The 15,911-nt window shown below is 47.9% G+C and carries 8 protein-coding genes; 7 read left to right on the top strand and 1 reads right to left on the bottom strand.

Going from position 1 to position 15,911, the window contains the following annotated elements; all coding sequences use genetic code 11:
- Nucleotides 1-78 precede the first annotated feature (78 nt).
- The 4 genes from M6D81_RS29290 to M6D81_RS29310 all read left to right on the top strand — a co-directional run bounded on the left by M6D81_RS29290 (nucleotide 79) and on the right by M6D81_RS29310 (nucleotide 10,813).
- Complete coding sequence (locus M6D81_RS29290) at nucleotides 79-909, top strand: phytanoyl-CoA dioxygenase family protein (protein ID WP_262680956.1); 831 nt, start codon at nucleotides 79-81, stop codon at nucleotides 907-909.
- A 260-nt stretch (nucleotides 910-1,169) separates the two neighbouring features.
- Nucleotides 1,170-2,441: a DUF2087 domain-containing protein gene (locus M6D81_RS31735; RefSeq protein WP_317259175.1), complete on the top strand. Its 1,272-nt coding sequence runs from the start codon at nucleotides 1,170-1,172 to the stop codon at nucleotides 2,439-2,441.
- A 782-nt stretch (nucleotides 2,442-3,223) separates the two neighbouring features.
- The gene (locus M6D81_RS29305; RefSeq protein WP_262680958.1) at nucleotides 3,224-4,456 is read left to right on the top strand and encodes an S-layer homology domain-containing protein; all 1,233 of its coding nucleotides are present in this window, start codon (nucleotides 3,224-3,226) and stop codon (nucleotides 4,454-4,456) included.
- A gap of 810 nt (nucleotides 4,457-5,266) precedes the next feature.
- The gene (locus M6D81_RS29310; protein WP_262680959.1) at nucleotides 5,267-10,813 is read left to right on the top strand and encodes a glycoside hydrolase family 78 protein; all 5,547 of its coding nucleotides are present in this window, start codon (nucleotides 5,267-5,269) and stop codon (nucleotides 10,811-10,813) included.
- A gap of 8 nt (nucleotides 10,814-10,821) precedes the next feature.
- Here M6D81_RS29310 and M6D81_RS29315 read toward each other — a convergent pair whose 3' ends face one another.
- On the bottom strand, nucleotides 10,822-11,985 hold the full coding sequence (locus M6D81_RS29315) for an ROK family transcriptional regulator (RefSeq protein WP_262680960.1): 1,164 nt from the start codon (nucleotides 11,983-11,985) through the stop codon (nucleotides 10,822-10,824).
- Between the two features lie 138 nt (nucleotides 11,986-12,123).
- Between M6D81_RS29315 and xylA the strand changes: the two genes are divergently transcribed.
- The 3 genes from xylA to M6D81_RS29330 all read left to right on the top strand — a co-directional run bounded on the left by xylA (nucleotide 12,124) and on the right by M6D81_RS29330 (nucleotide 15,750).
- Nucleotides 12,124-13,434 carry a xylose isomerase gene (gene xylA / locus M6D81_RS29320; RefSeq protein WP_262680962.1) on the top strand — a complete coding sequence of 437 codons (1,311 nt, stop codon included), beginning with the start codon at nucleotides 12,124-12,126 and terminating at the stop codon, nucleotides 13,432-13,434.
- Between the two features lie 24 nt (nucleotides 13,435-13,458).
- Complete coding sequence (gene xylB / locus M6D81_RS29325) at nucleotides 13,459-14,967, top strand: xylulokinase (protein ID WP_262680964.1); 1,509 nt, start codon at nucleotides 13,459-13,461, stop codon at nucleotides 14,965-14,967.
- Nucleotides 14,968-15,096: 129 nt separating this feature from the next.
- The gene (locus M6D81_RS29330) at nucleotides 15,097-15,750 is read left to right on the top strand and encodes a hypothetical protein (protein ID WP_262680966.1); all 654 of its coding nucleotides are present in this window, start codon (nucleotides 15,097-15,099) and stop codon (nucleotides 15,748-15,750) included.
- Nucleotides 15,751-15,911 lie beyond the last annotated feature (161 nt).

The following is a 15,911-nucleotide window of genomic DNA, read 5'->3' on the forward strand; positions in this document are numbered from 1 at the left end:
CTTGATAATAACTGAAAAGTAAAACGGTGCGCCAATCCACTACTATAGAGGCATATCATTCATAAATGAGGTGACGTTGTGACAGTTATCAAGTATAACGTAACGCAAGAAGATAAGGATGTATTCAATAGAGACGGGTATTGGATCAGCCCCAAGCTGATCGACGACGAGACGATCGAGAAGCTTCGTCAGGCGCATGATCGCATCTGGAGCAAAGACTTCGATGGCGACGGTTCCCCGCTGTATCCCGTAGTTCGTCCCAAAGACAAGCTGCAAATCAGAAAGCTGGATAATGGCTGGTGGATCAACGACGAGGTGCGTTCCTTCGTAACCGACGAGAATCTGGGAGAGATCGCGGCTGAACTGCTGAATGAAGATGAAATCCGTTTGTGGCATGATCAGGTCATTCTGAAGCCGGGATCGGGCGGCGAGGAGACGAAACTGGGCAACGTGGGCTGGCATCAGGATTACGGCTACTGGCGCGCCAGCAGCACGACGAATATGGTGACTGTATGGCTTGCCTTGCAGGATACGGTGATCGAGAACGGCGCGATGATGACGATACTGGGCTCCCACAAGTGGGGAGAGGTAGAAGGCAGCAATACATTCTTTGATCAGGATATGGACAAACTGAGAGCGAAGTTCGCTACCCGCGATTGGGTGGAGGAGCCGTGCATATTGAAGGCGGGCCAGGCCAGCTTCCATCATGCGCTTACGTTCCACGGCTCGGGACCGAACGTGACGAGCGATCCGCGTCTGTCCGTCGTTGCCCATCTGATGCCGGGACATACGGCATATCGCAAAGGAAGACAGCATCATACCAATGTAAGCTTGCTGGGACCGCGTCCTTACAACGGACAGCAGTTCAACAACGACTACTTCCCGCTGCTTTACAGCCGGAAGGCGTAAGACGGAAGGTATAGACAGAAGATATAGACGGAATGCGTAAGATGGAAGGTATATGACAGAAGGTATAGACGGAAGGTATAGATAGTGCAAGGAAGATGGCAGCAGTTTCGAGACGAAGGTCTCGGACTGCTGCTTTTTGCAATGGTGTACTTTGGTGCAAAACAATTATAGCCATTGCTAAAAAACTAACATATATATATAATGTCTATAAAATAGATAAACAAAATAAACTTACGTTTGTTTATTGGGAGTGGGATGGCATGAGTTTGGATGAGCGGTTCTGGTCGGCGACATTGGAGGAGCTGAAGCAAGGTTTTGTGCTTGATGAAGAAACGGACAGTTATCGCTGTCTTGTCTGCGGGGAGAGCTTCCTGAGAGGGGAAATCTTCAGGCAAGGGGAGAGAATGTTCGAGGCTGGCAAATATGCAAGCATTCATGTCGTTGAGCGGCATGGCTCAATGCTGGACTATTTGCTTCGCTTGGATAAGAAATCAACAGGACTGACGGAATTGCAGAAGGAACTGGTCGGACAATTCGCGGCCGGGTTGTCGGATGCGGACATTGTGAAGCGGGCGGGCGGCAGCGCATCGACCATTCGCAATCATCGCTTCGTGTTGAAGGAGAAGGCAAGGCAAGCGAAGCTGCTGCTTGCCATTATGGATATGATGGAGCAGGGGCAGGGGACGGCGAATGCCCCCAAGTTCGTGCCGATTCATCGGACGGCGACACAAGTGGACGAGAGGTACGCGATGACGGAAGAGGAGAATACGAGCCTGTTGAAGCAATATTTTCCGAACGGACCGGATGGGCCGCTCATGTCATTCCCCCGCAAGGAAAAAAGGAAAATCGCCGTGCTTCGCCATATCGCTTCTTTCTTCAAGGGTGAGGTGAAGTATTCGGAGAAGGAAGTGAACGAGCGGCTTCAGCAGTTTTGGAGCAAGGATTATGTGACGCTGCGGCGTTATTTGATACAATACGGTTTTCTTGATCGCGAGGAGGACGGCTCCGCTTACTGGGTGAAGGAATCTGGGAATGATGCGAATGAGATCGCAGCTGTGACAAGCCGTAGTAAAGAGCCGAAAAGCGGGAAAGGAAAGGAGAAGGTTGCAATAAGCAAATCGGGCAATTTATCGAAGGAGCAGCGCAAGCTGTTGACTGCCGAATATCAGGAACGTGAACGTTCCATGGGCGTGTACCAGATTACGAATGAGAAAAACGGGAAAGTCTACATCGGCTCTTCCAATAATCTGGACGGACTATGGAATCGTGAAAGGTTCATTCTGGACATGGGGACGCATATGAACAAGGGGCTGCAGGGGGATTGGAAGCAGCATGGCGCTGAGGCGTTCCGCTTCGAGATTGTGGAAATCTACAAGCCGGAAGAGAAGCTGCGCTATGATTACAAGGATGTGCGTGATGAGGAAGGGCAGGAGCTCGCAGGCGTAGTGCGGGACTACAGGAGGAAAATGGAAAAGTTGAAGGAGCGATGGCTGGAGAAGCTTCAGCCGTATGGCGAGAAAGGATATCACTAGAATTGATTAACTATTGTCCTGCCATGATGGTTGACCTGTGCTGACGGTAGTAATACCGATGTGGTGCGAGTAGATCGAGTGGCACTGGCGGGAGTTATATGGATGGGAGGGATAGTGACTGCTGGAGTAGCTCTGGCGGGTGTAACGGATTTGACGGAGCTTATTTTGCCTACTTGGCCGCATTTGAAGTTTTAACGGGTGCATACATCCCTATTTCTCTTGTTTGTAGTCCGGAAGCAACAAAACGAATGAAATAAGCGCGGTGGCACCCGTAAGCATCAGAACATCGTCGATTTCTCACAAATAAGGGCAATGTGGTCCTTTAGCCTTTGTTGTGAATGAGGATAACTGTCTGCTAGCTCAGCACCTTTCTGAAACGCTCAAAAATTTAGCTAAACGTCCGCTCTACTGCACTCCGCTCTACTGCACTCCGCTCTACTGCACTCCGTTCCACTGTACTCCGTTCGTAGACTGCATGTTTTCAGCGCCATAATAAAAGTGTGAAGTAAAATGTGCCTCAAAAGTGTTGACAACGCTTAGCCTGTAAAGTAACATTGTGGTAGATTTTGGCGAATCGATAATTGCATATAGAGATAAATATTAAGCGAAGCACGCTTTTTCTTACGAATCGTAAGGGAAGTGTGCTTTTTTTGTTTGGGAAATGTTGAAATTTACGGGAAATTGAAGAAAAATGTTGGCAATTGAGGTGATAGGTGGTACAACAAAAACGAGTAACTTATTGCTGGAATTATGGAGTGAACCTATAGAGGAGGACTTTGACAATGTGGAAGAAGCTTTTTAGTTCCGTGCTTGTATTCGTAGTAGCTGTGGGGATTGTGGAAGGAACGGGGAGTGCTGAAAGTGACCGGAAGGTGGAATCTGTTGCTAGTGGGGAGATTGTCTTAACGGATATAGATGGACATTGGGCTGCATCGGATATTCAGCAAGCGGTGACGAAAGGTTATGTGGAAGGGTATGATAACGGCACATTTAAGCCGGAGAGAAGCGTGAAGCGGTCAGAGTTTATCAAGATGATCGTGTCGGCCATGGCATTAGATGTGGAGGGCGTAACGAAGGGCAATGATTGGTATAAGGCTTACGCGGCCGCTGCGAAGGAAGCCGGTATATACCAGGATGAGTTCGGATCGGATCAACAGTGGAATGAAGCGATCACACGGACGGAAATGGCGAAGTTCGCAGTAAAGGCTGCCGGTAAAGATCAAGGACAATACTACTACATCGACTTCAATGATCCAGGCTACATGTACTTGGCAACGGATGCCGGCCTTATTCACGGGAAAGGCGGGGGGGAAGTAGCTCCTGAAGGGCTAACGACACGCGCCCAATCCATTACCGTTATTGAACGGTTACTGAAGCTGCAAGATGGGGAAGTGTTGCCTAAAGCGGATAAACTGACACGTTCGAACGCTGAGTTCGACTGGAGAAGGACAAATATCAATACGATGCTGGATGATTACTTGGCAGATTCCTACCATCCTTATGATGAAAGCTTTATGGTGGAGTCCCGTGATGGATTATATAAAGGCGAGTTGATTCGAATGACGGTTATTGACCTTGAAGATGAAAACGATCCTAATCGAAGCTTAGTGGATATAAATGGTTTGCAGTGGGGACCTGAGCCTCAATACACAACAGAGTATTATAACTACTACCCTTTAAAAGATTACAAAGATAGCTTTCTAGTTGTTCTTAACACAAAAGTTCACTATGTAAAGGATTCAAAAAAATACGGTACGTTTAATTTTGTTAATATGAACAATTACTATGGTGATTATAGTCCTCAAGAACGTGATGAAATGAATCGTGGGATTCTGAATGGCATTCCATTCCTGTTTTCAATGGATGGGGAAATTCAATATCAAATGGTGCTTCTTCCTAAGAAGGTCATTGAAAGCCGTAATGGTGTGTTGAGATTTGGATTATCATCGAGTGCAATTGCTCCTGTAGGAACAACAGATATTAAAATTTTTGAAGGGGTAATAGAGCATAGATAGGATAGGTGACGATTGATGAAACGAAAAAAAGCACTTTCTGTAGGCATCATTATTGCGGTTATTACTTCTTTGTTCTATGGAATATTTATAAATGAGAGAATAGATGCGGCTCCGATCGTCAAGGAAGTGGAAGTCTCATATAACGGTGTAGACGATAGTGAAATCGTTAAAGGTGGTTCGAAATATCATTACACCGCCTATGAAAATATGGCAGCGAATATAGATATTCCCGAGATACCCGGCATGAAAATTGTTGACCTTGCATGGCACTGGGGGACCGAGAGAGATACTAATGGGGTCATTTCAGCTGCCCTTGGGAAAAAATCTTGGTCAGGCACCTCTACAATAACAGGTGAAGGGCTTGAAGTAGTGTCTGCAGGAAATACATCTGCTAAAGGCTGGTACGCTTGGGACAGATACAGTCTCGGGAGCCAAGGTTCCGGCAGGATATGGTACCCCGGTGGAGGATCTGAATTGGCCTTTTGTAATGGAGTCTCGGAATCGCAAACACCGGCTGGCAGTTCTCTTCCTTCTAATAATCGAGATCCTAGAGTACCGGGACCAAACTATATGCCCAAATTCCCCGGATGCAAATCTGAGCAATTGAAGCTAAAAGCGACTCGCGATCAGCCATGGAAATTTGTTGGGGATGATAAAACTTGGGTGAATCCGGTTATGGTTTCTTGGTATAAAGAGGATGTAGAAATCGATCCTGCAAACGATGTGGTAATAAATAGGGATATAGCGATAGTAGGGCCAGGCGGTAAAAGCGGTTTTGTAAATCCTATAAATAACACAGCAGCCAGAGAAGTGAAAATCCTGGATTCAGAACGAGAAAAATATGAAATCACATACGAACAGGACTTTAATACGGATACGTACAACTTGCCATGGGCAGCAGACTACGCGCAAATGAATATTTACTTCGCTGCATTTAAGGTGGATATCCACTCCAAAACCTACCGTCATTACAATAAGCTCATTGTGACTTATGATGATGATATGCCCAACATCGAAGAATCGGAAGTGAAAGTCAGGCATATGGTTCGATCATCGCCAAGCGGTGCATTCATCAAGAAGAATGAGGATACATTCACCTATAACGAGATTCTGCCACACACAAAGTCATTCGAAGCAGAGGGCAGTTTCGGTAATTTATTGGGCCATAGTTTAAGCTATACCGGCTATGATGCCAGTTTTACGGGTGGTTCAACTGTCGAAGCAACGTTGACTAAAACCAATAAAATAGCGTATGTATCGTTTTACTATGAACAAAGTTTGCCACTGTTCACCGGTGACTTTGATATTGTGCCGAATGTGATCAATTACCGGGATACGTTTGAACTGGTTCCTAGAGACTTCGTGATGGATGGCTGTACTTACATTAGTCATCGATATCGGATCGAGAGGAACGGGAGTGCGTCAGGGACAGATAGTGTCAGCGGCCAAACCAAGAGCAGTGTGTTCCCTTATGCAAAGTATCCCTATGTCATTGGGGTAGGGGAGCATACAGTCAGCATTAAAATTAAGACGAACTGCGGCGAATCCGAATGGATGGCGCACAAAATATTGACTGTGAATGACATTGAAGGGAATAATCCGCCGATTTTTGAAGCTGGTTGGGTTCCGCCGGGCTTGCACTATAAGCCTTACGTAAAGCAGGTTGTGCCTGTAGGGACAAAAATGGACTTGGTGTACCTTGAGCAACCCGAGCCATACGATCCTGACGGGGATTTACTAGTCTATAAAGGTTTTGATTTTTCTGAATTTAATGAATGGTCAAAAAATATTCCTGACAGAGGTTTCGAATCATACAACGGGTATCGAAATATCACTTTGGATACGGTCGGCCATTTTTGCGGTAAAGTGACGATAGGGGATATTTGGGGTCTGGATACGTCTCGCACAGCATGTATTAATGTCGTCCCTCCCAATCCTGTGCCGGTCATTACCGGATCGATTGAGGTCATTGAGGGCAGACCGCTTGAAGACGAACTTAGCTCCGAAAACAGCTACAGCCCTTATGAGAATCGGAGCATTGATCACTCTCGCGATGAATGGTCGAATAAAAAGTCAGTATACACGACGATTGGCCAGCAAATCGTCACGTTGGACGTATACGACAATACAGGACTCAAGTCGTTGTCTCCCGCCGTCCACAAGATTAACGTGAAGCCTGATCTACCGCCTATTCCGACACTGAAATACACCGATGTAGGAGTCAGGAATATCGATATCGGATTCACCGATGAATCCTACAGTCCTGATGGGGATATGATCGTAGCGCGGGAATTTTCACTTGTCTATGACAAAAACAATGACGGCAATTTCGATGAACCGGCTACTTCTATTACGGTTGATGCTTCAGGCAAATTCAACTTAAAGCCTACAAAGGTCGGCAAATACATGATCTATGTGAGAGTAACGGAGGATTGGGGGAAAACAGCTCTTAAAGGATTCCCATTGGAAATCATTAACGACGCGCCTACTGTCTCCTTCCATGTTGAGAGCGAAACTGCATCACCGCCAGTGGCAGGAAGGGTGTTCGCGATTACGCCTGGTCAGCTTATGGGGAATGACTGGAAAAACACGAACGTAGGTAAATCTTGGTCAATCGACTCTTCTGAAAATTCTCTTTCTACAGTCAATTTATTCGAGACAAATTCAACATTGCTTGAAAGTACAGTGAACTATGATTGGAGGGGCGTATCTCTAGCTACAGCAGAAATATCTCCATTCATATTAAAAACGGATTTCAATCCAATACCATTGTTTGAAAGCTTCAGTCTCTACTATGAAAAAAATAAATATGGCGATGAATCCGATATATACGTTTACAGTAACGGTGTAGAAGTACGGAAAATAACAAAATCAGAAGTAAGCTTTATCGATTATTACAGTAAATTAATCTACATCAGGGATTCATCGAAAAGTGTAGATGAAGTATTCTCCTTCCGAGGATTTGCTTTGGGAGAAAGTCCTTTAAAAAGCAAACAGGGAAGAAGAGAGTGGCATTGTATAGGTGACTGCTGGCTGGCAGGAAGCCACTCCTTGCTAGACTACAAGCCTATTTACTTTAATCACGATATGAAAGAGATCTATACAACCAAAACGTATAAACGAAGCGATGGCAGTTATGTTTGGAATCATGGGAAGGACTATTCAAACAACTACAGTTACAACGCTCCTACTGTATTCAAGAGTAAGACAGAGTTCCAAAATGATTTGCAAGAAAGTAATGTGAAATCGGATGGAACGATATATGAGAATAACTTCAAAGGTTACGATAGCCGAGGTAACGTGTATTATGAATCATGGGATCATCACGCAGGGTCTGAGGGAAGCCGGACGTACTACGGCACATACCTCACCCAGCTAGATGGTAATACAGGAGAGATGATCAGAAATTATCATGACGGCGGAACCACGAACTGGGAAGATGTAGGTGCTGGTTCAGGGTATAGGGGAAATGTTGTAGGAAATGATGCGGGCAATAAGATTGCCTATTCATTTTATAACACTACTTTCAGCCAAAAGATCCATAAAATTATCGTTAGAAATACGTCCAACGGTTCAATATTTAGTCAAGTGGACACGGAAGAATATGAAGAGGTCATCTCGAGTTATAAAAATTTGGTCATCACTCGACAGGGCGAAACCATAAGGGCACGTGATTTCAATAATATATCTACGATAAAATGGCAACGCAACCTTGGCAACAAGTATAACATGAACACGCAAATCATTATTTCTGGAAATGGGTTTTTGTACATTATACCTTATGGCACAAAAGTGCTGAAAGAAATTGATTTAACGAATGGGAATATATATAATCTCGATCTGAGCAGTTTCGATTATACGATCAGTTCCATCCAACTTACTAATGACGGTGACATTAAAGTATCTCAATACAACAAATACGTATTGATATCCGGGAAAGAACCTGTACGAAGCAGCAACTACGATGCATACGGGACGTTCTATTCCGATAAACTGCCTAAGCTGGAGAATTTCATTTTCTCGTACAAGTTCAAGACGAATTACTTTACGAATTATGATCGTTATTCCGGATTCTCCTTCAGGTCACAAGACAATACGTATCAGAACACCTTTAGAGTAGAAACATCAGATGATGAGCTATTGTTGACCAAGATCGAGAACGGGGTGCGAAGCGTCGTAGCCAAAGCAGATTATAGCTTTGATCCGCATACGTACTACAACATTTCCGTCAAGACGCTTCATGATTCCATTAAGGTCTATGTGAATGGCGTACCTTTAATCGACGTATCCGATGATACCTTTACGTCTCCAGGCTACTTCGGCTTGTTCTCTGCCGCAGCTCTGACGGAGTTCAAGGATATCGTGATGACGGAAGTCATTGCGACGAAGGAAACGCAAGAGAACGTCATTATCGTGAACGAGCCTGTAGAGTACGTTACCAGCTATGTCGATACAGAAGGCGATGATCTTGTACAGGCATTGAGCAAGTGGCATTACGATCATGTCGATCCCTATAAATTTTTGGATACTGGCGACGGACATTACGGCCTGTCCGCCTTGCATGGCAAAACCAAAATAGCGCCATTATCACCCGATAAGCTGGGATTGTATAAGATCACCTATCAGGTTGCCGATGATCCTAACAAGGATTACTTGTATCCTAGTGCCGTTTTTGATGCGTACAGGGAGTATTCCAATCCTTATTCGCAGAACATTATCGTACACCGCAAGCCTATCGCACAATTCAGCTTAACGGTGGATGGTGCCAATAAGCGGGTGGTATGGGATGACAGGAGCTACGATCCGGATCGATACGAATCGGATACCAGGTATTCGACCGAAAATACCGGTATCGACTATCGGAAGACGCGTGGAGTAATGGAGAGAAGGTACTACTACATTACGCCAAGCGGTGAGTACGTCGCGGAAAAGCTGCTAACGCCTACAGAACGAGGCATACATGAAGTAGGGTTGGCGGTGAAAGATGAATACGGCGCTTGGAGCGATTATTATGTCGTCACCATAGATGTGACCCATATACCGGCTCCTAACACTCCGCCTGTAGCTGGATTTACAGTTAATAAAAAGACGGCTTACAGAGGGGATACGATCACGATAAACTCCACCGCTTACGATAAAGAGGATGGGGATCGGACAAAGATCAAGCATTACTATTATCTGAAAAACATGGATACAACGGACGTGGAGCTTGAGGTGAGTACGAACAGGACAAGCTGGAACAGGGTATTCCATGATTTCGGCACCTACAGAATACGGCAGCTAGTGGAAGACTCCGTTGGTGCTACAGATCAGGCTATTGATGAGATTGAGATTGTGAATCGAATACCAGTCGGCCATATAACCGTTCCATCCAGTTCGAATGCCAGTCAACCAACAAAATTCACCACGCTTAGACCGACTTTCAAGTGGACCTATTCGGATGCGGATGGAGATGCACAGAAAAAGTATCAGCTGAGAATTTACCGATATGGCGGCTATGTCATGCATGAGTCAGGCGTTCTCAATGGTGCAGATTTGGAATGGACACCTTCGTTCGATCTCAAGGAGAAGCTGAATATGTATGTTCAAGTGAGAGTATATGACGGTTATGACTGGAGCAGCTGGAGTCCGGAGAAGTACTTTTATATTGAAACGAATCGGCCGCCTACGGCAGACTTTACCTGGTCGCCGCAACCTGTATATGAAGGGGACAACGTGACGTTCGCCAGCACAGTGCATGATTCTGACGGAGATACGTTGACATTAAACTACGAGTTGACAAGTCCATCAGGAGCGAAGCGAAACTATTCCTACGTTGTCCAACCTCCATATCCATCAACGGGGCCGGAATACAGGATGACGGAGCTGGGAGTGTGGCGCATGAAGCTCTCGACCAGCGACGGCAAAGGAAGTCCGATTGTCGTCGACAAGACGATCCATGTGCTGCCGCTTGCGATTGCAGGAACAGTGGAGCATACGGAGGAATGGAACGACCGCCGAAGGCAGTACAACAGGAACAAGAGCGGCAATCCGGAGACGCCTCGTGGAGAGGCTGTGTTCTGGGCCGGTGAGAAGCTGGTGCTGAAGGCGATGACTACGGAGACGGGGACGGATACGAAGGCGTCGAAAGTAGAGGTTCAGTTCCAAGCCGTTACAACAACCTTGCAGCCAGCAGGAACTCAGGCTGGCCAATGGAGCGGGGAGCTGTGGGAGGAGTCGTTCCTGGAGCTGGAGGATGGGCCGTATACTGTGACATTCACCGCATATTACAATAACGGCACGATAAAGACGGCAACGGTATCCATTGAAATCAAGGGGAATGCGTCAAGCATAAGCGGCGTGCATCGGGTGAAATAAGCGGGTAGCTAATGCCCGCTCTTCACCTCTATCCAGAACGCTTTAATCGCGCAGTAGGCCGCACCGCGAACGGCGGATTGTTCTCCAAGCTCGGCGAAGTGGATGAGCAACTGCCTATGGTGGAAACGAAGCGTGCGCCGCGATACGGCTTGCTCTATGGCAGGTCGTATCCATTCCTCCGCCAGAGACATCCGATTGCCGACAATGACAGCTTCCGGATTGAAAATATTGGCGATATTGGCGATGCCGATGCCAAGGTAAGTGCCGATGTCATGGAACAGCTCTCGGATATGCGGCTTATTCTGCTCAGCAGCTTGAAGCATGGCATGGATATCATGGTACCCGTATGCAGCACCGGCTTCCAGCAGCGCATTTTCCGATGCGTACAGTTCCCAGCAACCCTGGTTGCCGCAGCTGCAGCTCTTTCCGTCGAACTGAATAGACAGATGCCCCAGCTCTCCCGAGAAGCCGGAGCTGCCCTTGTAAAGCTCGCTATCCAATATAATGCCAGTACCGATGCCGATACCGACACTGACATAAATCTGGTTGCGGTATGATCTGCCTGCTCCATAATTATGCTCGCCTAAAGCTCCCGCATTCGCTTCATTGTCGATCATAACCGGCAGCTGGTAAAGCTTCTCCAGTGCGTGCTTCAATTCCACCTGACGCCATCCCATGTTAGGGGCGAATACGACTGTTCCTTCTTCGTTCACGATGCCGGGAACGCCAACTCCGATGCCTATGATTCCATAAGGGCTGTCGGGAGCCTGCTGTTTGAATTGATCAATACAATTCGATATGGCCTTGAACACAGAATCTTGACGCGAATCTGGCATGGAATGGTGGACATGCTGCAGCACCTTTCCTTCCAGATCGGTCAGGATGCCTCTCAAATAATTGACACCGACATCAATTCCGATCGCGAAGCCGGCTTTTCCATTAAATATGAGCATGACTGGTTTTCGGCCGCCGCTGGATGCCCCCGCTCCAACCTCCAGCACCAGATGGCGGTCGATCAGATCCTGTACCAGACTGGAGACCGTCGCTTTATTCAGCCCAGTCTTTTGAGCTATGGCAGCTCGGGACAAAGGGGCGAATTGCAGTATGCATTCCAATACGATGGAAGTGTTAATTTTTTTTATTAGAGCGGGATCTCCTGTCGATTTTGCCATGCTTCTTCAATAGCCTCCGTTTGCATAAGATCGTTCGTATAAATGCCAGTATAACATAACGTTAGTTTGTTTAATAGACAAACTAAGTTGACGTATGCTATTCTGACGATATATTACGTATGGGGAGGATTTGTGGCGATGACTTATTTTTCTGTAGACCGCATTCAATATGAGGGGAAAGCAACCGGCAATGCGTTTGCATTCAAGAGATATGACGCAAGTGAAGTTGTACTAGGCAAGACGATGGAGGAGCATCTTCGCTTCGCCGCGGCGTATTGGCACACCTTCAATGCCAACGGCTCGGACCCGTTCGGAGCGGGCACGATGGTGCGAGGCTGGGACAAGTACGATGGGCTGGATCGCTCTAAAGCGCGTGTGGAAGCCAATTTCGAATTTATGGAGAAGCTTAACATTCCGTTCTTCTGCTTTCATGATGTGGATATTGCGCCTGAGGGCGAATCGCTGCGGGAGACAAACAAGAATTTGGACGTTATCGTCGCGATGATGAAAGATTACATGCGTGACAGCGGCAAGAAGCTGTTGTGGAACACGGCGAATATGTTCACCAATCCAAGGTATGTGCATGGAGCCGGGACGTCCTGCCATGCGGATGTATACGCTTATGCAGCCGCTCAGTTGAAGAAAGCGCTGGAGGTCGGCAAGGAGCTGAACGCAGAAAATTATGTGTTCTGGGGCGGGCGCGAAGGCTATGAAACGCTGCTGAATACGGACATGACACTGGAACTGGACAATTTGGCCCGGTTATATCATATGGCGGTAGACTATGCGAAGGAGATCGGATTTCAGGCGCAGTTCCTGATTGAGCCGAAGCCGAAGGAGCCGATGAAGCACCAGTACGATTTCGATGCCGCTACGACGATTATGTTCCTTCAAAAATACGGACTGCAAGATCATTTCAAGCTTAATATTGAAGCCAACCACGCGACGCTTGCCGGTCATACGTTCGAGCATGAAATTGCAGTCGCGGCGATGAACGGTATGCTCGGCTCGCTTGATGCGAATCAGGGCGATCTGCTGCTGGGATGGGATACGGATGAATTCCCGACGGATCTGTATGCCACGACGTTGGCCATGCTGGAAGTGCTGAAGGCGGGGGGCCTCGGACGGGGCGGCATCAATTTCGACGCGAAGGTTCGTCGGGCTTCATACCAACTGGACGATTTGGTGCTGGCTCATATAGCGGGGATGGACAGCTTCGCATGGGGATTGAAAGCAGCGGCGAAAATAATCGAGGAAAACATACTGGAAGAAATCGTTGCTGAACGCTATCGCAGCTTTAACGATGGAATTGGCGCGGATATCGTAGCGGGAAAAGCGACCTTGCAATCATTGGAGCAATATGCGTTGAACAATCCCGTAGCACGGCTTCAGTCGGGACGTCAGGAACTGATGCGTCTCAAGCTGAGTGAAGTTATATTCAGCGTATAACTATTGAATAATCGGAGGGATAGCATGCGCTATGTGATAGGTATCGATCTGGGTACGAGTGCAGTGAAAGCGCTGCTTGTCGATCGCAACGGGCAGGTGGCGGGAGAAGCTTCGCGGAGCTATCCGCTTATTCAGGAGCGATCCGGCTGGAGTGAGCAGCGGCCTGAGGATTGGGTTGAAGCGACAGTGGGCGCGCTATATGCCCTAATGCAGAGCTCGGGAGCAGCGCCGGATGCAGTGGAAGGAATCAGCTTCTCGGGGCAGATGCATGGACTTGTCTTGCTCGATGCGGCAGGCCGGCCATTGCGCAATGCGATTCTATGGAACGATACGCGAACGACTTCGCAATGTCGCCAAATTGAAGCAGCATTGGGTGACAAGCTGCATGCCATAGCACGGAATCCGGCACTGGAAGGGATGACGATGCCGAAGCTGCTATGGGTGCAGCAGCATGAGCCGGAGTTGCTCGCGCAGGCGGAGTACTTGTTGCTTCCGAAGGATTATGTGCGTTATCGGCTGACTGGAGAGCTGCACATGGATTATTCCGATGCAGCGGGGACGCTAATGCTGGATATCGCGGCCAAGCAGTGGAGCCGGGAGCTGTTAGCGGCAGTGGGACTTTCGGATTCGGAGAAGCTGCTGCCGCCCTTAGTGGAATCCCATGAGGAGGTAGGCGCACTGCTTCCCGCTATGGCGAACCGGACCGGATTGCTTGCGTCCACCAGGGTGTTTGCAGGGGGCGCGGATAATGCATGCGGGGCTATAGGCGCCGGTATTTTGGATGAGGGATTAACGCTGTGCAGCATAGGCACCTCGGGAGTTATTCTGACCTACGAAGGGGATATCGGCCTCGGCCGATCGTACGACGGGGGCATACATTTGTTCAACCATGGCAAGCAGAATGCCTATTACGGTATGGGCGTTACTCTTGCTGCGGGTTATTCACTGAGCTGGTTCAAGAATACGTTCGCTGCGGGTGAATCCTATGATGAATTGCTGGCTGGCTTGAGCGAGGTGGAGGCTGGAGCGGGCGGGCTCTTGTTCACCCCTTATCTGGTCGGAGAGAGAACGCCGCATGGCGACGCCGTTATACGCGGAAGCTTTATCGGAATGGACAGCTCACACGAGAGGATTCATTTCGCCCGGGCAGTCATGGAGGGGATAACCTTCTCGCTTAATGAGTCGATACACTTATTCCGCGCGGCAGGCAAGCCGATCGACAAAGTGGTATCTATCGGCGGCGGCGCCCGCAATCCGGCATGGCTGCAAATGCAAGCGGATGTGTTCGGCGCATCGGTTGTCTCACTGAAGCATGAGCAGGGGCCAGGGCTTGGCGCGGCAATGCTGGCGGCTTACGGCTGCGGATGGTTCGACAGCCTGGAGGAATGTGCGCGGCAGTTCGTAGAATATGGTGTGACATACGATCCTCGTCCCGAGATGGTGACTAGGTATGCGGAGTTGTTCCGGATTTATCGGGACGTGTATCGACAGACGCGCGGCTTGAACGAGGCTCTGGCTGCGTACAGGCTATAACAGGCGGGCTGTTATTTCAACTTTATAATATACATGTACAGCGTGAAGCATACGCCGTTTATCTCTTGGGAGTGGAGATAGGCGGCGTATTTGCGTTCTGTGGGGAAAAATTTTAAGGAGGCATTGAGGATGTCATTTGAAGCGGAGTTTCAAGCTTTCCTGGAGAAGCAGAGACGAGAAGCGAGCGGCACTCGATTGGACATGCTGCAGAAGGATTTAGTCGGTGAGAAGAAGCTTTTTCAGGAAGTATTGTGGCCGATATTTCAAACATTCGAAGGTTTTGTTCTGGAGTATGAGCTTCAGAGCTCTTCGGGTGTGACGATGTATATTGATGCATTTTTCAAGCCGTACGGTATTGCGTTCGAAAGCGACGGTTATGTCGTGCACGGCGAGAATATTTCGAGAAGCAGATTCAGCTTCGAAAAGCAGAGGGTACGAACGATGGCAAAAGGCGGTATTGTGTACATGCCGTTCAGTTGGGATGAGTTGGATAAGAGAGCGGAGCAATGCAGAGCTTCAGTATTTGAGCTGCTTAGCCGCTTCCGGGCATCCCCCGATTCAACGCTTAGTGTCTACGAGAGGGAGGCTATTCGGTATGCCCTGAGGCTTGGCAGGCCAATTAGAAGGGAAGACTTATTCAGTCTATTTAAGAAGAGTGACTGGATTGTTAGAAAGGTAATCAAATCACTAGTTGACAAGAGCTTGATAATACCACTGAAACCTAGCAACAGTAGGCATTATGAATATGTGGTGGATAAAAATGCGCTTAAGTTCATTTTGTAATTTTGAGAAGGGAGTGTATGTGGCATACATAGGGAAGGCGGAAAGGCGGGAATGAGGAGGTCGAGTGTATGTGGCATACATAAGATGGGCGGAAAGGCGGAAATGAGGAGGTCGAGTGTATGTGGCATACATAAGCCGGGCGGAAAGACAGAAATGAGGAG

This window comes from Paenibacillus sp. J5C2022 (assembly GCF_025567625.1).
In the GTDB taxonomy this organism is placed as follows: domain Bacteria; phylum Bacillota; class Bacilli; order Paenibacillales; family Paenibacillaceae; genus Pristimantibacillus.